Annotated in this window: 19 protein-coding genes; 8 read left to right on the top strand and 11 right to left on the bottom strand. The window is 58.1% G+C overall.

The features are described 5' to 3' along the window. Positions 1–9 precede the first annotated feature (9 nt). Both KDX37_RS00265 and KDX37_RS00260 read right to left on the bottom strand, forming a co-directional pair. The gene (locus KDX37_RS00265) at positions 10–1,794 is read right to left on the bottom strand and encodes a GspE/PulE family protein (RefSeq protein ID WP_231650573.1); all 1,785 of its coding nucleotides are present in this window, start codon (positions 1,792–1,794) and stop codon (positions 10–12) included. Positions 1,795–1,904: 110 nt separating this feature from the next. Beyond that, positions 1,905–2,252: a hypothetical protein gene (locus KDX37_RS00260; protein WP_231650572.1), complete on the bottom strand. Its 348-nt coding sequence runs from the start codon at positions 2,250–2,252 to the stop codon at positions 1,905–1,907. A gap of 126 nt (positions 2,253–2,378) precedes the next feature. On the opposite strand from KDX37_RS00260, the gene KDX37_RS00255 reads away from it, so the two are divergent. Continuing rightward, positions 2,379–2,849: an Lrp/AsnC family transcriptional regulator gene (locus tag KDX37_RS00255; protein WP_231650571.1), complete on the top strand. Its 471-nt coding sequence runs from the start codon at positions 2,379–2,381 to the stop codon at positions 2,847–2,849. A 132-nt stretch (positions 2,850–2,981) separates the two neighbouring features. Here KDX37_RS00255 and katE read toward each other — a convergent pair whose 3' ends face one another. After that, positions 2,982–5,132: a catalase HPII gene (gene katE / locus KDX37_RS00250; protein ID WP_231650570.1), complete on the bottom strand. Its 2,151-nt coding sequence runs from the start codon at positions 5,130–5,132 to the stop codon at positions 2,982–2,984. 311 nt (positions 5,133–5,443) lie between these two features. Between katE and KDX37_RS00245 the strand changes: the two genes are divergently transcribed. Genes KDX37_RS00245 through KDX37_RS00235 form a run of 3 tightly spaced genes read left to right on the top strand, consistent with a single transcriptional unit; the run spans position 5,444 to position 7,951 of the window. Next, entirely contained in the window at positions 5,444–6,451 is a 1,008-nt protein-coding gene (locus KDX37_RS00245; protein ID WP_231650569.1) for a methionine ABC transporter ATP-binding protein, read from the top strand. After that, positions 6,451–7,125, top strand: coding sequence for a methionine ABC transporter permease (locus KDX37_RS00240; protein ID WP_231650568.1), 675 nt, complete (start codon positions 6,451–6,453; stop codon positions 7,123–7,125). The genes KDX37_RS00245 and KDX37_RS00240 overlap by 1 nt, the downstream gene beginning before the upstream one ends. 52 nt (positions 7,126–7,177) lie before the next feature. Next, a complete protein-coding gene (locus KDX37_RS00235; protein ID WP_231650567.1) occupies positions 7,178–7,951 on the top strand; it encodes a MetQ/NlpA family ABC transporter substrate-binding protein in 774 nt (257 codons plus the stop codon). Between the two features lie 74 nt (positions 7,952–8,025). Here KDX37_RS00235 and KDX37_RS00230 read toward each other — a convergent pair whose 3' ends face one another. Both KDX37_RS00230 and KDX37_RS00225 read right to left on the bottom strand, forming a co-directional pair. After that, complete coding sequence (locus KDX37_RS00230; RefSeq protein WP_231650566.1) at positions 8,026–8,658, bottom strand: SCO family protein; 633 nt, start codon at positions 8,656–8,658, stop codon at positions 8,026–8,028. Between the two features lie 96 nt (positions 8,659–8,754). Next, entirely contained in the window at positions 8,755–9,309 is a 555-nt protein-coding gene (locus KDX37_RS00225) for a cytochrome c oxidase assembly protein (protein WP_231650565.1), read from the bottom strand. A gap of 369 nt (positions 9,310–9,678) precedes the next feature. On the opposite strand from KDX37_RS00225, the gene KDX37_RS00220 reads away from it, so the two are divergent. After that, positions 9,679–10,329 carry a hypothetical protein gene (locus tag KDX37_RS00220; RefSeq protein ID WP_231650564.1) on the top strand — a complete coding sequence of 217 codons (651 nt, stop codon included), beginning with the start codon at positions 9,679–9,681 and terminating at the stop codon, positions 10,327–10,329. 93 nt (positions 10,330–10,422) lie between these two features. Here KDX37_RS00220 and KDX37_RS00215 read toward each other — a convergent pair whose 3' ends face one another. The 3 genes from KDX37_RS00215 to KDX37_RS00205 all read right to left on the bottom strand — a co-directional run bounded on the left by KDX37_RS00215 (position 10,423) and on the right by KDX37_RS00205 (position 14,061). Further along, positions 10,423–11,955 (bottom strand): SulP family inorganic anion transporter, encoded by a 1,533-nt coding sequence (locus tag KDX37_RS00215; RefSeq protein ID WP_231650563.1) that lies wholly within the window; start codon positions 11,953–11,955, stop codon positions 10,423–10,425. Between the two features lie 101 nt (positions 11,956–12,056). Further along, a complete protein-coding gene (locus KDX37_RS00210; protein ID WP_231650562.1) occupies positions 12,057–12,797 on the bottom strand; it encodes a carbonic anhydrase in 741 nt (246 codons plus the stop codon). A gap of 205 nt (positions 12,798–13,002) precedes the next feature. Next, positions 13,003–14,061 carry a PA0069 family radical SAM protein gene (locus tag KDX37_RS00205; RefSeq protein ID WP_231650561.1) on the bottom strand — a complete coding sequence of 353 codons (1,059 nt, stop codon included), beginning with the start codon at positions 14,059–14,061 and terminating at the stop codon, positions 13,003–13,005. Positions 14,062–14,287: 226 nt separating this feature from the next. Here KDX37_RS00205 and KDX37_RS00200 point away from each other — a divergent pair, with 226 nt between their 5' ends. Next, positions 14,288–14,521, top strand: coding sequence for a hypothetical protein (locus tag KDX37_RS00200; protein ID WP_231650560.1), 234 nt, complete (start codon positions 14,288–14,290; stop codon positions 14,519–14,521). A gap of 95 nt (positions 14,522–14,616) precedes the next feature. Here KDX37_RS00200 and KDX37_RS00195 read toward each other — a convergent pair whose 3' ends face one another. Further along, complete coding sequence (locus KDX37_RS00195) at positions 14,617–14,904, bottom strand: YheV family putative zinc ribbon protein (RefSeq protein ID WP_231650559.1); 288 nt, start codon at positions 14,902–14,904, stop codon at positions 14,617–14,619. Beyond that, positions 14,901–16,988 (bottom strand): oligopeptidase A, encoded by a 2,088-nt coding sequence (prlC, locus tag KDX37_RS00190; protein ID WP_231650558.1) that lies wholly within the window; start codon positions 16,986–16,988, stop codon positions 14,901–14,903. The genes KDX37_RS00195 and prlC overlap by 4 nt, the downstream gene beginning before the upstream one ends. Before the next feature lie 76 nt (positions 16,989–17,064). Here prlC and KDX37_RS00185 point away from each other — a divergent pair, with 76 nt between their 5' ends. Next, positions 17,065–17,613 (top strand): gamma carbonic anhydrase family protein, encoded by a 549-nt coding sequence (locus KDX37_RS00185; RefSeq protein WP_231650556.1) that lies wholly within the window; start codon positions 17,065–17,067, stop codon positions 17,611–17,613. Positions 17,614–17,636: 23 nt separating this feature from the next. Beyond that, positions 17,637–18,287 (top strand): HAD family hydrolase, encoded by a 651-nt coding sequence (locus tag KDX37_RS00180; RefSeq protein ID WP_231650993.1) that lies wholly within the window; start codon positions 17,637–17,639, stop codon positions 18,285–18,287. A gap of 13 nt (positions 18,288–18,300) precedes the next feature. Here the strand turns inward: KDX37_RS00180 and KDX37_RS00175 are convergent, their stop codons facing one another. Further along, positions 18,301–19,359 (bottom strand): aminopeptidase, encoded by a 1,059-nt coding sequence (locus KDX37_RS00175; protein WP_231650555.1) that lies wholly within the window; start codon positions 19,357–19,359, stop codon positions 18,301–18,303. Positions 19,360–19,449 lie beyond the last annotated feature (90 nt).

Raw genomic sequence — 19,449 nt, 5'->3', positions numbered from 1 at the left:
CAGCCGTGTTCAGCGCTGCTCACTCTGTGGCGTCACGCGCAGCACTTCTTCCAGTGTAGTCAGCCCTGCCGAGACTTTTTGAGCACCCGACAGCCGCAAGCTGCGCATGCCTTCCTTGAACGCCTGTCTTCGCATGGCCGTCAGATCCAGATCTGAGCTGATCAACGCTTTGACACTGTCAGTCATCATCATGATTTCATACACCCCCGCACGGCCTCGATAGCCGGTTTCGCGACACTCCACGCACCCTACCGCCTGATGTGCGCCGGACGGAACAGGGGCCTGCCATGGTCGGGTCAGGGTCTGCCAGTCGGTCTCATTCAGCGTGATCGGGGCCTTGCAGTGCGGACACAGAGTCCGCACGAGGCGCTGCGCCATGACGCCGAGAATCGTCGCCTTGAGCAGATAATGCGGCACGCCCAGTTCAAGCATCCGGCTGATGGCACTGGGCGCGTCGTTGGTGTGCAGCGTCGAAAGCACCAAGTGACCGGTCAATGCCGCCTGGATAGCCATCTCGGCTGTCTCCAGATCACGGATTTCTCCGATCATGATGATGTCCGGGTCCTGACGCATCAGGGCGCGTACACCGCTGGCGAAGGTCAGGTCGATATTGTGCTGCACCTGCATCTGGTTGAAGGCAGGCTCGACCATTTCGATAGGGTCTTCGATGGTGCAGAGATTGACCTCTGACGTCGCCAGCTTTTTCAGAGTTGTGTAAAGAGACGTGGTTTTGCCTGACCCGGTTGGACCGGTCACCAGAATTATTCCATTCGGTTGCCGGGTCATTTCCTGCCAGCGGCGCAGATCATCAGTGGAAAAGCCCAACTGATCGAAATCCTTGAGCAGCACCTCGGGGTCGAAAATCCGCATGACCAGTTTTTCGCCGAAGGCCGTGGGCAGTGTCGACAGACGCAGCTCCACTTCGCCGCCTTCGGGCGTGGTGGTCTTGACCCTGCCGTCCTGTGGCTTGCGCTTTTCAGCCACGTTCATGCGGCCAAGGCTCTTGAGGCGACTGACAATCGCCATCACCACCTGCGCCGGAAATTGATAAACGTTGTGCAGCACGCCATCGATACGAAAGCGAACCGTACCCTGTTCACGGCGAGGTTCGATGTGAATGTCACTGGCGCGCTGCTGGAAGGCGTACTGGAACAGCCAGTCGACGATATTGACGATATGAGCATCATTGGCGTCTGGCTCCTGGTCACTGGCGCCGAGCTTGAGCAACTGTTCGAAGTTGCCCATGTTGCTCATTTTCTGCTCAGTGGAACTGGCGCCGCTGACCGACTTCGCCAGCCTGAAAAACTCCACGGCCATGCGCTGGATATCAGCCGGGTTGGCGACCACGCGCTTGATCTGCAGCTTCAGCACATGCGCCAGATCGGCCTCCCACGAGCGCACGTACGGCTGCGCGCTGGCAATCGTCACGGTTTCCCGGTCAACGGCCACCGCGAGGATCTTGTGACGCTGGGCAAACGCATAGGACATCAGTGGCATGACCGCTGCCACGTTGATCTTGAGCGGATCGATACGCATGTAAGGCTGGCCACATGCATTCGCAAGCCACGCTGTCAGTGTTTCCAGATCAAGCTTTTTGCCGGGACGTTTCAAGTCATCGAACTGTTGAGACGCCAGAAACTCCAGCGGATGCAGCTGAATATTGGCTGCGCTGCGGCGCTGTGCGACCGCTGTTTCGGCGTCGTCCTGACCGAGAAGGCCCTGAGCGACCAAATCACGCAAAACGTCGTTCAGATCGAGCCAGCGATCCTGAGAAGAGGGGGCCAGGGCTGCCATGCGCGCTCCTTGAGGCAATTCATCATCGAATAGTGAGCAAGCGTAGCCCTCAAGCCTGACAGCGTTGCTCTCTCTATGCGACCAGGAATTTCAGCCGCAGCTCAATGCAATTACCCAGCGGCAAGGGCAACGTGCGTTTGAGCCGGCTCGTGCCGGTCGACTTCATCGAGTTGCACCGAGCAGACGTCGATCAGGTTGCGCATTTTTTCACCCACCACCTGGGCGCGATGCCAGCTCAGTTTATCCACCTGAACATCAATGCTCAGTAGCCCGTCGCGCTGCACGGCACTGACTTGAGAGGGCACCAGGTATTGCATCGCAAACAGGTTGAGGACCTGACACAGCAGGGCAGGCTCGGCCTCGGCGAGGATCTGATAGCGCGCGCAGCACAGGCTGTTATTGGCCGACCAGTGGTCCGGACGGTGGGCGACGACGGTAACGGCTTCGAGATTCGGCATGCAGGCATCTCCTTGGGATTGGGAGAAATTCTTGCACGCACAAAAAGAAATTTCTGGTCCATGATCAGTTGAATTAAGCTCTGTACGACTTGATTATGCGCCAACCGAACTTAATGGGAATAGATAATGCAAATCGACCTGGATGTTTACGATCGTAAAATCCTGGCTCTGCTGCAGGAGGACGCCTCGCTCTCCAGCGCGCAGATTGCCGAACAGGTCGGCTTGTCGCAGTCGCCCTGCTGGCGCCGCATTCAACGGCTCAAGGACGAGGGCGTCATCCGGCGTCAGGTTTCGCTGCTGGATCGCAAGAAGATCGGGCTCAACACGCAGATTTTTGCCGAGGTAAAACTCAACGCGCATGGGCGCTCCAACTTCACCGAATTCACGGATTCGATTCGAGGCTTTCCCGAGGTGCTGGAGTGCTACGTCCTGATGGGCTCAGTGGATTTTCTGCTGCGTATCGTGACGCCCGACATCGAAGCGTATGAGCGGTTCTTTTTTGAAAAGCTGTCGCTGGTGCCCGGGATTCAGGAAGTGAATTCGACCGTCGCGCTGTCGGAAATAAAATCCACAACCAGCCTGCCATTGCTGCGCTGACTGATCGCCATGTTGAATTGAAGCCAGCCCCGAACCGGACGCTGCCCCCGACAAAGCCATGCCTGCACATGCGAAAAGGCCCGCAAACAGAAAGTTTGCGGGCCTTTTTTACAGCAGTTTAAACGCGGTGCATCAAGCCGGTACGGCCTTGGCCTTGGGCTCGCGGTCCCAGACCCGGTGCTGCGAGATGGCCTTGAAGAACGCTTCGAATGATTTCTCATCGGAAACAGTCAGCAACCCGGCGTCCTCGTCCAGCTTCAGCAAGCTCAACAGCTCCTTGGCTTCACCGGCAAGGGAGATAGCCTTGAGGTGCTTGTAGGCTTCCAGAATGAAGTGCAATGCCACACCATCGCCGCTCAACGCTTTCACCGAAGCAGCGCCGCCTGGTACGAATACCGCGTCGAACGCCACCGAAGGCAGGCCCTCGGCTGAAGCGTCCACTGGCAGGCTTTTGCCATCAGCTGTTTTGACCGGTGCAGAAGTCGGGCCGAGTACCTTGGCATGTGCGCCTTTGGCTTGCAGCGCGGCTTTCATCACCTCGACCGCTTTGCCGTCCACACCGTTGGCAACCAGAATCGCCACCTTGCGCGATGCAATATCACCGGACAGCAGATTGACCTGGCTGAGCGCTGGCGACTCTTTGACCGATGTCTTGCGCGCTGGCACGGTTCCGGCTGTCGGGGCTGGCAAGCCGAGGTTTTCAGCCACTCGCTTGGCCAGTTCAAGATCGATGTTGGCCAGGATCTCGTTGACCTGACGGGCGCGAATGTACTCGCGATCGACCTTGCCCAACTCGAAGCTGTACGCCGCGATGATGTGTTCTTTCTCGTGGTGGCTCATGCTCTGGAAGAACAGGGTCGCCTGCGAGAAATGGTCGCCGAACGACTCACTGCGCTCACGAACCTTGTGCGCTTCGACACGCTCAGGGTACGTCTCGAAGCCGCCATCCTGCGGACCTGCCGGGGTTTCTTTCGGCCAGCCGCCATCGATGGAGTTCGGCTCGTAGGAGGCGCGACCCTTGTCGATGGTGGTGCGGTGTTGCGCATCACGCTGGCCGTTATGGTTGGGCGCGATCGGACGATTGATCGGGATCTCGTGAAAGTTCGGCCCACCCAGGCGGCTGATCTGCGTGTCCGTATAGGAAAACAGACGGCCTTGCAGCAGCGGGTCGTTGGAGAAGTCGATACCCGGCACGATGTGGCCTGGGCAGAACGCGACCTGCTCGGTCTCGGCGAAGTAATTGTCCGGGTTGCGGTTGAGCACCATCTTGCCCAGCGGCGTCACCGGGACCAGTTCTTCCGGGATAATCTTGGTCGGGTCGAGCAGATCGAAGTCGAACTTGTGCTCGTCTTCCTCGGCGACGATCTGCACGCCCAGCTCCCATTCCGGGTAGTCGCCCATCTCGATGGACTCCCACAGATCGCGGCGATGGAAATCAGTGTCTTTGCCCGCGAGCTTCTGCGCTTCATCCCAGACCAGCGAGCACACGCCGTATTTGGGTTTCCAGTGGAACTTGACGAAGCTGGACTTACCTTCGGTGTTGATCAGGCGGAAGGTATGAATCCCGAAGCCTTGCATGGTGCGCAGGCTTTTCGGGATGGCGCGGTCGGACATGGTCCACAGCACCATGTGCGCGGACTCAGGCACCAGCGATACAAAGTCCCAGAACGTATCGTGGGCCGAACCGCCGGTAGGGATTTCATTGTGCGGCTCGGGTTTCACGGCATGGACGAAATCTGGAAACTTGATCGCATCCTGGATGAAAAAGATCGGCATGTTGTTGCCCACCAGGTCGAAGTTGCCTTCGTCGGTGTAGAACTTGACCGCAAAGCCGCGCACGTCACGCACGGTATCACCCGAGCCACGCGGGCCCTGCACGGTGGAAAAACGCACGAAAACCGGCGTCTTGTGCCCCGGATCACGCAGGAAACCCGCCTTGCTCAGCGCGCTGTGGTTCTCATAAGTCTGGAAATAGCCATGCGCTGCGGTGCCGCGGGCGTGGACGATACGCTCCGGGATACGCTCATGGTCAAAGTGCGTGATTTTTTCACGCATGATGAAATCTTCGAGCAGCGACGGGCCACGGCTGCCTACTTTGAGGGTGTTCTGGTTGTCGGCAATCTTGACGCCATGATTGGTGCGCAGCGCCTGGCTGGTGGCGTCCGAGCGGAACTGCTCAAGGCTATCCAGCTTCGCATTGGTGTTGCCTCGGTCGAGCGTATCAGTGCCGGCCATCTCGCTTTTGGGCGTTTCGGTCACGGGTGGTTTTTTCTCGCTAGCCATCAAAAAAATTCCTCATGTTCGACCCAATCATTGAGTTGGGTTCGCTGAATACGACTTCGCAGGCCTTGGCCGGAAATCACGGTATCCAAGAAGTGACCGGGCTGAAAAACAGCCGTTCCGTTTAATTTCCCACCTTTGGCACCAACGGTCGCGTTATGCCCATTCCACAGGCGATCCAGCAAATAAATGCTAAGCACTGTGGGCCGGACAGGCTAAAATGCGCGCCCGGCCCAACCCGGCCGAGGTAACGAAGCAAGTGGCATCCAGCCCACTGCGCTGATTTTTTAACGCGCCCCCACAAGGTTCGCTCCGTGATCGAGTTTCATAACGTCCACAAAACCTATCGGGTGGCAGGCAAGGAAATACCGGCCCTGCACCCCACCAGCCTGCGCGTCGAAGACGGCCAGGTGTTCGGGCTCATCGGTCATTCCGGTGCTGGCAAAAGTACGCTGCTGCGTCTGATCAACCGTCTCGAAACCCCGAGCGGCGGACAGATCGTGGTCGACGATGAAGACGTCACCGCGCTCGACGCCAACGGTTTGCGGCGCTTTCGCCAGCAAGTCGGGATGATCTTCCAGCACTTCAATCTGCTGGCGTCCAAGACCGTGGCTGACAACGTCGCCATGCCGTTGACCCTGGCCGGTGATATGTCACGCAAGGACATCGACCGGCGCGTAGCCGAACTGCTGGAGCGGGTCGGCCTGTCCGATCACGCCAGAAAGTACCCGGCGCAACTGTCGGGCGGTCAGAAACAGCGCGTCGGCATTGCTCGCGCACTGGCGACCAAACCCAAGATTCTGCTCTGCGACGAAGCCACCAGCGCACTGGACCCGCAGACCACGGCGTCGGTCCTGCAACTGCTGGCCGAGATCAACCGTGAGCTGAAACTGACCATCGTACTGATCACTCACGAGATGGACGTGATTCGTCGCGTCTGCGATCAGGTTGCCGTCATGGACGCTGGTGTGATTGTCGAGCAGGGCAACGTCGCTGATGTGTTCCTGCACCCGAAGCACCCGACCACCAGGCGCTTCGTACAGGAAGACGAGCAGGTCGACGAGAACGAACAGCGCGATGACTTCGCCCACGTACAAGGCCGCATCGTGCGTCTGACGTTCCAGGGTGACGCCACCTACGCGCCGTTGCTCGGTACCGTGGCCCGCGAAACCGGCGTCGACTACAGCATCCTGGCCGGTCGCATCGACCGCATCAAAGACACGCCTTATGGGCAACTGACGCTGGCCATAACCGGCGGCGACATGGACGCCGCGTTCGCACGCTTCACCGCAGCGGATGTTCATATGGAGGTGCTGCGCTGATGGACGCGTTTCTGAATCTGTTTTCCAACGTTGACTGGTACGAGATCTGGGTCGCCACGGGTGACACGTTGATCATGCTGGGTGTTTCGCTGGGCTTCACCATACTGCTCGGCCTGCCGTTGGGCGTATTGATGTTCCTGACCTCGCCACGTCAGTTGCTTGAAAACAAGCCGCTGTACGCCACGGTCGGGCTGGTCGTGAACATGCTGCGTGCCTTGCCGTTCATCATTCTGCTGATCGTGATGATGCCGTTGACCGAAGTGATCACCGGCACGTCGCTGGGCATTCTCGGGACGCTGCCGCCTTTGATTGCAGGCGCCACGCCGTTTTTCGCACGACTGGTGGAAACCGCCTTGCGTGAAGTGGATCGCGGCATCATCGAAGCCACTCAGGCCATGGGCGCGACTACTCGGCAGATCATCCTCAAGGCGCTGCTGCCTGAGGCACGGCCTGGCATTCTGGCGGCGATCACCGTCACCGCCATTGCGCTGGTGTCGTTCACGGCCATGGCAGGTGCAGTGGGTGCTGGCGGACTGGGCGACCTGGCAATCCGTTACGGATACCAACGCTTCCAGAACGATGTGATGTTTGTGACGGTCGTATTGTTGCTGGTGCTGGTGCAGATCCTGCAAACCATCGGCGACAGACTGGTCGCGCATTTCACACATCGTTGATCGAAACAGTTGGCATCGGCCCGCCACAGGCGGGCCTCAAAGGAGTTGTTGCATGAAAAAGCTATTGGCCGTATTTGCCGCTGTGACCGCATTGTCTGCACAGGCCAACGAAACCCTCACGGTCGCGGCCTCAGCAGTGCCGCACGCCGAGATCCTGGAGTTTGTGAAGCCGACCCTGGAAAAGGAAGGTGTGGACCTGAACATCAAGGTCTTCAACGATTACATCCAGCCAAACGTGCAGGTTTCGCAGAAGCGCATGGATGCCAACTTCTTCCAGCACCAGCCGTACCTCGATGAGTTCAACAAGGGCAAGGGCACCGATCTGGTCGCCGTGGCCAAGGTGCACGTAGAACCCTTCGGCGCTTACTCGGACAAGTTCAAGAAGCTCGAAGACTTGCCAAATGGTGCGAACGTCGCGCTGCCAAATGACGCCACCAACGAAGGCCGTGCCTTGTTGCTGCTGGCAAAGGCAGGCTTGATCACGCTGAAGGACCCGACCAGCATTCTGGCCAAGCCTTCTGATGTGGTGAACAACCCTAAAGACCTGAAATTCCGCGAGCTGGAAGCGGCTACGTTGCCGCGCGTGCTGACTCAGGTCGATCTGGCGCTGATCAACACCAACTATGCGCTGAGCGCCAAGCTTGATCCGACCAAGGACGCGCTGATTATCGAAGGTGCCGAATCGCCTTACGCCAACATCCTTGTGGCCCGCCCGGACAACAAGGATTCTGACGCGATGAAAAAACTGGTCGCAGCGCTCAACAGCCCTGAAGTCAAAGCGTTCCTGATCGAGAAGTACAAAGGCGCGGTCGTTCCGGCGTTCTAAGCTGTACCGTTTGCAGATGAAGAAGCTGGTACATCCATTCGAGATGTATCAGCCTGCAAACGCCCTTCATACCATCAATCTCTTTCCAGCAAACGTGGCAGTTGCGCCAGCAGCTTCTGGCTGTTCAACGGCGCGCGGATGAAGCCTCGCTGAGTACCGTCCGGGCCTATCAGGGCCAGGTTTCCGCTGTGATCGACGAAGTAGTTCGGCTTGCTGGTGTCTGGCGGGATGAACGGGATACTCACCGCATTGGACAGCTTCTGAATATCCCCGACCGGCGCACTCAGGCCTACATATTGAGCATCGAAGTAGCCCAGGTACTGTTTGAGCTGCTGCGGTGTGTCGCGATTCGGGTCAACGCTGACCAGCACCACGCGCATGCGATCAACTGACTCTTTGGGCAGCTTGAGCCGGATGTCGCGTATCTGCGCCAGCGTCGTCGGGCAGATATCGGGGCAGAAGGTGTAGCCGAAGAACATCAGCGTCCACTTGTCTTTCAGCTCGTTCAGAACAACCGGCGCGCCATTCTGATCGACCATGCCCAAGGGCGGCAGCTTGCGGCTTTGTGGCAGCAGGATCACCCCCGCATCAACCAGTGCAGTCTGATCGCCCGGTCTGTTGCCGGACAGAACCTGGCTGACGACAAGGCCCATGATCAGCGCGACGATGGCAACAACGATGAAGACGGTTTTCTGAGTTCGAGTCATGGCATCAACGGTGGCTGAGTCGGCGGGGAGCGTATTGAACCAGAAACCCGTACCGGACAGCACACAAGATGGCCGTGGAGAGACGGATGACCGGCCTCATCCGCCGCTTTTGAGCACGGGTCTATCCGCTGATGTCTCGCGGACCGTGATGTCGAAGAGGGTGTAGCTCAGGGTCAGATGCGTCACGTCACGGGGCAGGTCGCGGTCGACGATGAAACGCACCGGCATTTCAATGCGTTCGCCCGGCCTCAACGTTTGCTGGGTAAAGCAGAAACATTCGGTCTTGTGAAAGTAGGCACCGGCCTGGCTCGGCGAAATACCCGGTACTGCCTGGGCCTTCATGTTGTTGTCAGTAGGGTTCTGTGCCACGAACAGCATCTCGGTGGTGGCGCCAGGATGAACATCGACATGCTCGGCCTTGGGATAAAAGGTCCAGGTCATGCCTGCAGCATTGGCAGACACGAATTGCACCCGCACCTGACGGCTTTCATCCACCGGCTGCAAGGTCTGCTCAACGCCATGCCCCGAGAGACCAACCGCGCTGCGCAGCGACTGATAGAGCGGCATCAGGGCCAATCCGCAGCCAAACATGACGGCCGCCACCGCCAGCAGCCGAACAACATTCCCTGTAGAAACCCGGCGTTTACTCATGGGCAGCTCACTTCGGACAGGCCAACAGCGCCAAGGCAATCGACCAGCCGCAAGGCTGATCACCACAGCTCTGACGATAGCTGGAATAAGCAACGGTCGCAGGCCAGCAAATCACGTGGCTGCCAACACCTCGTCAATCGCTGTGCCCAGACAAGCCCCACAGTCGTCAATCGACGTGCTCTACCAACCGCATACGCTATTTGGAACCCAGGCACCGGTAAAAAACACGCAAAAAGGCGCATTTAAAACCAATTCATATAAACGTTACGTTGTTATGACAAATTCGTCTTAGGCATTTAGTTAAGCAAGCTAACGTATGACATTCCATCCACCACCCCTGGTCATATGTCTTCAGGAGCCCTTACCGTCATGAACACGGCCGCATTGCGCGAGCAGATACAACGGGCACATCAACACGAGGCCGATACGGGTCACTTGTTGCAACAGCTGGAAAAACAGCTTCCACACCTTCACCCCGCCATCCACTTGCCGGATGTCGATGCACGAGGAGTCTTGACGCGTTTTGTAACGGCCTACATCGATCTGGTCCCGGACCTGCTCGATGCTGCCCACCAGGTAGCGATCGAAGCAGGCATAGAAGGGCAGATAAAACCGGTGCTGAAAATTGCCGAGCAGTTTTTCACCACACCACCCGCCATCATGGCTGGGCATGAAGGGCTGGACAGCCTGCTGGATGAGGCTTATCTGGCGCATCGCCTGGTTGAAGAAGTGAATGATCTGTACATCACGCATTTCGGTCAGCCGCTGATCCCGTCCAACACCACGGTTGCCAGCGTGATCGCCCACCAGTTGATCGGTGAAGATTTCGCCAATCAACTTGATGAAGCCGTTCATCATGCCGTCGATCAACTGCTGGACAAGGAAGACTTTGCGCTGGACTCGGTTGAGGCCTATCGCGAAAAGCTGAACAGTCCCGACACGGAAGCAGCGTGGAAACGCTGGCCGAGTCTGTCGCGACAATTGGGTATCGGTCTGGAACTGGAACGTTCCGTGGTCTGAGTGCCGCCGAATCTCATGTCTTCGCCAGCAATGGAAGGGGCCGATAGTGCTCCGCTGCTTCGCGAAGACCCATCAGCCCCTTTTTGGCATCGATCAGGCGGCGCCCGAGCCAATCCCCGTCGTAGTGTGAATTCGTCCTTCCAGACGACGCTTCAGGCCACGAGACTCGATCACCAGCTTCGTACCGTGAGCGGCATTGGCACGTCCCCATTCCTCCAATAGCTCCAGGCAGGAATGGTCGATATAGGACAGGTTGCTCAACGGCACATGTACGGTGCTGCCTTGCGGGATAGTGCCCAATACACGCGTCAACGCGGGCACCTTGAGAAAGGTCGCAGCGCCGACCAGACGCAATTCATACTCTTTCTCGCCACTCAGCTCGACAAGGTTGATCTTCAACCGCGCGGCCTTCAGTGCCAGCTTGACCAGAGTCAGTCCGAAGCCGACCAGCACGCCGGTTAACAGGTCAGTAAAGATAATCGCGCCAGCGGTCGCCGCGTAGGTGAACATCGGCATACGACCATAACGACCCAGCCCACGGAAGGTTTTCAGGTCCACCAGCTTCAAACCGGTATAAACCAGAACACCTGCCAGACTCGCGACCGGAATACTCTGCAGTACGCTCGACAGCAGCAGCACGAATGCCAGCAGCCAGAGGCCGTGGAAAATCGTCGAAAAGCGCGTCGTTGCACCGGCCTGAACGTTGGCCGAGCTGCGCACGATAACGCCGGTCATCGGCAGCGCACCCAACAGTCCGCAAAGCATGTTGCCCAAGCCCTGGGCACTCAGTTCCTTGTCAAAATCCGAGCGCTGGCCACTGTGCATACGGTCCACGGCGGCGGCAGAGAGCAGCGTTTCGGCACTGGCGATAAAGGCGACGGCAATGGCTGCGATCAGAATCGAAGGGTTTGCCAGGCTCAGCAGGTCGCCCGGACGCAACCAGTCAATCGCGTCAGCCAAATTGTCAGGCACCTCGACACGCTTGACCTCAAGCCCCATGAACAGGCTGATGGCTGTTGCGATGCCCACGCCCAACAATGCACCCGGCACGAAACGCAGAGACTTGGGACGCAGTTTGTCCCAGCCCCACATGATCAGAATGGTACCCAGACCCAGCATACCGGCCTGCATCCCTGTGCCTGGCCCGATGGCTTGAATCAGCGTGGATGGAAAACCGATCAGGTTACTGAGCCCGGAAGGTTTGGGTCCGCTGTCGAACATGACATGCGCCTGTGACAGCACAATGAGCACGCCGATACCGGCCAACATGCCGTAGACCACCGCAGGCGCAGTTACCCGGAACCAGCAGCCCAGCTTGAAGCGGCCCGCCAGCAACTGGAGCAGACCCGCCAGCAACAGGATAGGGCCCAGCATGGCCATCCCGTGTTCGCGTACCAACTCAAATACCAGTACCGCCAGGCCAGCAGCCGGACCACTTACCTGCAACGGCGAACCCGCGACCCAGCCCACGATAAGGCCACCGATGATACCGGTGATCAAGCCTTTGGCCGGTGGCATGCCGGAAGCGATTGCAATACCCATGCACAGCGGCAAGGCAACGAGGAAAACAACCACGGAAGCGAGTAGCTCCCGTGGCAGGACGGATTTCAATTCTGTAACACCCATGGCGCTTCTCCGGGGGATTCTCCAGACGAGGCAAAGCTGGCGGCGCGCGTTGAGCGCAGCCGCCACCAGCTATAAAGCTTTACCGTCAGTCGTGACTGAAATCAGTCGGTTGAAAAACGAGCTTTCGGGGAAGCCATCGGCACAGGACCGGAGCCATCGAGCGGCACGAAACGATCCTGCTCGGCGTCGTAAGCCAGAATTTCACTGGTTTCGATGCTGTAGACCCAGCCATGTATGAACAGTTGACCGCTGGCCATCTTGGCCGCGACCGACGGGTGAGTGCGCAAATGATGCAGCTGGGAAATGACGTTTTCCTGAGTCAGAACCTGCATGGTTTCCAACTCGCCGCTGCAATTGCAGTTTTGCTCGACGACGGTGCGAGCGACCTCAGCGTGACGCAGCCAGGCTTTTACCGTTGGCATCTTGTCCAGGCTGTCGGGGTTGAGCACGGCGCGCATGGCACCGCAATCGGAGTGTCCACAGACAATAATGTGTTGAACACCCAAGGCTACGACCGCGTATTCCAGCGCAGTGGAAACACCACCGTTCATCTGGCCATACGGCGGAACCACGTTGCCCACGTTACGGGTTACGAAAAGGTCGCCGGGCGAACTTTGAGTAATCAGCTCAGGCACGATGCGCGAGTCGGCGCAGGTGATGAACATGGCGCGAGGCGACTGGGCGGTTGCCAGTTTTTTGAAGAGCTCTTCCTGCTGAGGGAAGACCTCCTTACGAAAATGTACGAAACCATCCACGATGTGTTTCAACGCTACGTCGGCGCTTTCCGCGTGGCTTTGTGTACTGGACGACGTAGCCGACGGCTGTTTATCAGTATCTCTCATGTCTTCATCCTCTCTGACGGATTGATAGTGGACTCTTACGCTGTTTAACCAGAGCCGGATGTGATCCCTGTTATTTGGCATGGCGCACAAATCCTTTGAGCGCTACCGCTGGTGTCACTCCGAGTTACACACTAAACGCCGAAGCTTAAGTGAAACTGAATGCGATGGCTCTGGGACGCGGGTTTGCACGATAGTCCCAATTTCATTACAACAATGACATCTGTCCACCAGGCGGACAAAAAGCCTCACAATCGAGTACAAAACTGCCCCTTTGGTTCAGTCCCAGCCGTTTGACAGCCATGGCGTAACGCTGCGCCAGCAGGTCTGCAAATGGGCCTTCGCCGCGCATTCGTGACCCGAACGCGCTGTCGTACAGCGCGCCGCCCCGACTCTGCCGAATCAGGCTCATGACATGATCCGCACGCTGCGGGTAATGCGTCTTCAACCACTCATCGAACAAAGGCGCAACTTCCAGTGGCAAGCGCAGCATCACGTAGCTTGCGCTCAACGCGCCGGCGGCCTTGGCCTCGCTCAGCAGCGCTTCGAGTTCGCTGTCATTGATCATCGGGATCATCGGTGCGCACAGCACACCGACCGGCACGCCAGCCTGACGCAACACGCGAATCGCACGCAAACGAGCCTTGGGCGCTGCGGCTCTGGGCTCAAGAATGCATTTGAGTTCGTCATCCAGCGTGGTCAGGCTGATGAACACCGAAACCAGCCGCAACTTCGCCATCTCGGCCAGCAGATCCAGGTCACGCAGGATCAACGACCCCTTGGTAATGATGCTTACCGGATGACGATAGCGCAGCAACACCTCAAGCGTGGCGCGGGTAATTCTGTATTCGCGCTCGATGGGCTGATAGGGGTCGGTGTTGGCGCCCAGGGTAATGGGTGCACAACGATAGCCAGGCTTGGAAAGTTGCTGCTCCAGCAAGGCCGCCGCGTTGGTCTTGGCGATCAGCTTTGTCTCGAAGTCCAGCCCCGGCGACATGTCCCAATAGGCGTGACTGGGTCTGGCGAAACAATAAATGCAGCCATGCTCACAGCCCCGATACGGGTTGATTGACCGATCAAAGGGAATGTCGGGTGAGCTGTTACGCGTAATAATGCTCTTGGCCGTTTCACTGGTGACCTGCGTGCCCTGCGTCAGCGGGACTTCCTGGTACCAGCCGTCATCCTCGGCCACGGTGCGGTTGGGAGCGAAACGATTGTGCGGGTTGCTGGCCGTGCCACGACCTCTTACTGCTGGTGAGCTGGACATCGGCAGATACTCGAATACTGTTTATCCATACAGTACAGTATTCTTCGGCGGGATCTCCAGCGCCGGCCGTTGAAAACCCTGCGCGCCTGACCGGCGGCGTCCAGACACCGCTGTATAAATATTCACCTGTCATTTCTGTCAGTAGACGACTTTTTAATCCGGGACTAGCTTAAGCGCACGCCAGATTCGACCCGACGCTGGCAACTACCTGACAGCGAGGTGGGCAATGGCGAGTTATGAGATCCGGTTGACGGCAGACGACTTCAAAAAAACGAGGTATCCAAAAATAGAGGCTGAACTGTACGAAAATAATGAATTGCTGAGTTCAATTTTTATGTCAGTGGATACACAGCCCGAAGAAGAGATCGCTTTTGAGGGAGACTCATATATAGCCAAGCATGTCCTCGTCGACGTGGCTTTTTCATTCAGGAAAAAGATCTCAAAGCTCCCGCACGCATGAGCTTTGCCGAGCGTCAGTGAATATAAAAACCCGGATTGATGCTCCAGGCACACAGGTGCGTATATTGATGCGCACCTGTGTATCCAGCTGCATGTTCAGCTCGGATCAACCGGCTTCTTCAACTTCGGATTTGGAAAGAACTGCACGCCCTGGACCTTGGGATCGGCCGGTTTGACCACCGGCTTGTTGACCCGTGTGCCGAGCTCTTTCGGGACCGAAAGACCCTGTTCGTTGAGGGTGTCGCTATAGCCGCAACCCACGCATTCGCGGTGGGGCACGTCGTTTTCGCTCCACATCATCAGCTTGTCAGGCTCGCTGCACGCCGGGCACACAGCCCCGGCGATGAAGCGTTTTTTGGTAATGACTACCGGTGTATCGGTCATGCTGCCGCGTCCTCGCTCAAACCACTGTGGCGCAAGAGTGCGTCAATCGAAGGCTCGCGTCCGCGGAAGTCGACGAACAGCACCATCGGTGCCTGCGAACCGCCACGCGCCAGAATAGCCTCGCGGAAGGCTCGTCCGGTTTCGGCATTGAGCACGCCGTCTTCTTCAAACCTGGAGAACGCATCGGCAGACAGCACTTCAGCCCACTTGTAGCTGTAATAACCCGCGGCATAACCGCCGGCAAAGATGTGCGCAAAGCTGTTCGGGAAGCGGTTATAGGCAGGTGGACGCATGACCGAGACTTCATCACGAATGCCTTCGAGCACTTGCAACACGCCGCGCCCGTCGCCGTGGGTAGCGTGCAGTTCGAAGTCGAACAGCGAAAACTCCAGTTGACGCACCATCATCAGGCCCGACTGGAAGTTGCGCGCAGCCAGCATCTTCTCCAACAAGTCCTGTGGCAGTGGCTCGCCAGTTTCATAGTGACCGGAAATCAGCGCCAGACCTTCCGGCTCCCAGCACCAGTTTTCCATGAACTGGCTTGGCAGTTCGACTGCATCCCACGCCACGCCATTGATACCCGAAACACCGGCATGCTCGACACGGGTCAGAAGGTGATGCAGACCGTGGCCGAACTCGTGGAACAGCGTGGTGACTTCATCGTGCGTCAGCAGAGCAGGCTTGCCGCCTACCGCAGGTGTGAAGTTGCACACCAGGTTGGCGACCGGGCTCTGCAATGTGCCTTCGGCAGTACGACGACGATCGCGCGCACCGTCCATCCACGCGCCACCACGCTTGTTGGCGCGCGCATACAGGTCGAAGAAGAAACGTCCGACGTGCTGGCCGTTTTCCTTGATTTCAAACAGGCGAACATCCGGGTGCCAAGTGTCGAAACCTTTCTGTTCGGCAATTTCAATACCGTACAACCGCTGAACGATGGCAAACAACCCGCCCAGCACTTTGTCGATCGGGAAATAGGCACGCAGGATTTCCTGTGAAACGCTATAGCGCTGCTCACGCAGTTTTTCACCGTAAAAACCGCTGTCCCAGCTTTGCAGGTCCGGGCAGCCCTGTTCGGCGGCATAGGCTTTCAGCTGTTCCAGGTCCTGCCTGGCAAATGGCTTGCTGCGCTTGGCGAGGTCGCGCAAAAAGCTCAGCACCTGATCGCTGGACTCAGCCATTTTGGTGGCCAGGCTCAGCTCGGCAAAATTGTCATAACCCAGCAACTGGGCAAGTTCCTGACGCAGGTCCAGGATCTGCTCCATCACCGGACCGTTGTCGTTGTTGCCCGCGTTGGGGCCTTGATCCGAAGCGCGCGTGCAGTAGGCTGCATACACTTCTTCACGCAGAGCGCGGTCTTCGGCGTAGGTCATTACCGCGTAGTAGCTCGGAAATTCCAGAGTGATCAGGTAGCCTTCCAGATCCTTGGCCTTCGCAGCGTCGGCCATCTGCTCCTTGGCAGAGTCGGTCAGACCGGCAAGGGCTGACTCGTCGGTGACCAGTTTGGTCCAGGCCTGAGTCGCGTCCAGCAGTTGGTTGGAAAACTGGCTGCCCAGCTCGGAAAGCTTGCTCTGTACTTCGGCATAGCGCTTCTGCTGCTCGGGCGGCAGATCGATACCGGACAGGCGGAAGTCACGCAGCGACTGTTCAAGAATGGTTTTCTGGCCGACATCGAAACCGGCCGCTTCCGGGCCGTTGGCCAAGGCTTCATAGGCCTGGAACAGCGCGCGGTTCTGACCCATTTCGGTCGAGTAGGCGCTCAGCGCTGGCAGGCAGGACTCGTAGGCCTCACGCAGCTCGGCGCTGTTGCGCACGGCATTGAGATGGCTGACCGGACTCCAGGCAGCGCCCAGACGATCATTCAGTTCGTCCATGGTCAGCACCAGGCCAGCCCAGCTCGGAGTCGAACCCTGTTTGGCAAGAATGTCGGCAATGGCAGCGCGGTTGTCAGCCAGAATCTGTTCGATGGCAGGTTTGACATGCTCGGCACGGATCGCCGAGAAGGGTGGCAGGTCGTACGGTTGCAGAAGAGGGTTGTTCGCGCTCACGGTTTTGCACCTTGGCTGGAAGAAACACTCAGCCATCTTAATTACAATCGACGCTGACCGCAGCATCGAAACCTGTTGCACGCACCTATCAGTGCCAAAGAAGGAGCCTATCGTGGCCATTCGCAAGTTTCAGGACCATACCCCAGCCCTCGGCGAGCGGGCGTTTGTCGATTATTCAGCGGTGCTGATCGGCGATGTCGAAATCGGTGCAGACAGTTCTGTCTGGCCGCTCACTGTCGTGCGTGGCGACATGCACCGCATCCGTATCGGTGTCCGCACCAGCGTGCAGGATGGCAGCGTGCTGCACATCACCCATGCCGGTCCCTTCAACCCTGACGGCTTTCCGTTGTTGATCGGCGATGAAGTCACCATTGGCCACAAGGCCATGCTGCACGGCTGCACCATTGGCAACCGGGTCCTGATTGGCATGGGTACGACCATCATGGACGGCGCGGTGGTAGAAGACGAAGTCATCATCGGGGCGGGCAGCCTGGTACCACCGGGCAAAGTGTTGGAGAGCGGCTTTCTGTACGTGGGTCGCCCAGTCAAGCAAGTGCGTGCGCTGACCGAAAAGGAGATCGCGTTTTTCCCGTACAGCGCGACCAATTACGTGAAACTCAAGGATCAGCATCTGGCTGAAGGTTACGATCAACCATGCTGATTTCCGCGCCATTCAAACCGCCGCTGCATTATCAGAACATTCTGTTCGACCTGGACGGCACGCTGACCGACCCGCGCCTTGGGATCACCCGCTCGATCCAGTTCGCGCTGGCGCAACTGGGTATCGATGAGCCAGACATAACCCGGCTAGAGCATTTCATCGCCCCGCCACTTTTGCAGGCTTTCATGCAGTTTTACCACATGGACGAAGCCAGAGCCTGGCAAGCCGTAGGCTTTTACCGTGAACGGTTCAGGGTGACCGGGCTTTACGAAAACCAGATGTTCGAGGGCGTTGTACCGTTGCTTGAAGCATTGGGCGAGCAGGGCAGACAGTTGTACATCGCAACGTCCAAACCATGGGAGTTCGCCAGAGAAATTGCCCGCCACTTCGATTTCGCCCGGCACTTCAAGGTGATCTACGGCAGCGAGCTGGACGGCACCCGTACCGACAAGGTCGAACTGATCGCCCATCTGCTGGCCGAGGAAAAACTGGACCCTGCCCAGACCCTGATGATCGGGGACCGCAAGCACGACCTGATTGGCGCACTGCGCAACGGCCTGGATGTCGCAGCCGTGGGGTATGGGTTCGGCAGCCGCGAGGAATTGATGGCTGAAAAACCGACCTTCCATTTCCAGACCCTGGCAGAGCTGCACAGGGCGCTCGTACCGGCATGAATGGTTGCGGCTTTCAGCCAGGCATCAATGCCTGCAAAGCCGCCTTGCGCGACTCGACGGGCTGGCCGCCGAGTTTTTCTACTGCGCGATAAAACGCCTCCCAATCGCCACCGGCTTGTTTGAACAGCGCTTCAAACGCTGGCACCCATTGATCATAGAGCCCGAAAGGCAAGAGCTTGGCGTTGTTCATCGGGCTGTTGATCCAGCCGTCGAAACGTTTGTCACCGTTCCATTGGGTATCACGCAGCTGTCGGTAGTTCTGGCGCATGCGCTCGAATTCGGCTGCCTTGCGCTGGCGCATGAGCGACGCTGAAAGTGGCTGCTGGTACAGCGTTTTCAAGCGACCGCGAGCCTCCAGCACCAGCTGAATGAACTGATCGCGCCGCGTGGATTGCGAGATGCTTTCAGGCGGCAAACCACGTGCCGCACGCCATTGGCGTGTGCCTTCCTGTTCGACGAAGCTGGCATAGGACTCGTTGAACTCAGTGTCGTCCTTCACGTAAAAACGCTGGTGGGCCAGCTCATGGAAAATCAGCGTAGCCAGACGTTCATCTCCCCAGCCCATCATCGAACTGAGTATCGGATCGTTGAACCAGCCCAGCGTCGAATAGGCTTCGACGCCACTCAGGTAAACGTCCTTGCCTGCCTGGCGCTGCAACGCGGCCTCACCCCGAGCACCGCCCACGCTGTAGTAACCGCGATACGCCACGCAACCGGCAATCGGAAAACAATGGGTCAGAGGATCGAGCGAGAACTCGTCGGTCGCGAAGACGTTCCAAACCACATAAGGGCGACCCAGATCGGCATAGAGGCGATAGCTCTGGTTGTCCGGCAGACGCAAGTGGTTGCTGGCGAACACGCGAGCCTCTTGAGAGCGAGCGAGGTGTTCACGCAACGCAGGATCGCGATCCGGGTCCGCCACGATCTGGTCGACCGGCTCACGCGCCTGCAACAGCTGCCATTGACCTTTCGCCAGTTGGCCATAGTAAGCAGCACTGGAGCATCCACCCAGCAACAGGACTGTCATCAGTGCCAGAGCCTGACAGAGGCGTAGAACAATGAGTCGCGACATACAGGACCTTCGAATTCGATACAGCGTCGTTATGCAGGACAGACACGACGCGCGCAACTATCATCGCCATCGGTCAACGCCAACGCCCAG

This window comes from Pseudomonas californiensis (assembly GCF_021147775.1).
Classification (GTDB): domain Bacteria; phylum Pseudomonadota; class Gammaproteobacteria; order Pseudomonadales; family Pseudomonadaceae; genus Aquipseudomonas; species Aquipseudomonas californiensis.
This window is presented reverse-complemented; position numbering and strand designations above follow the sequence as displayed.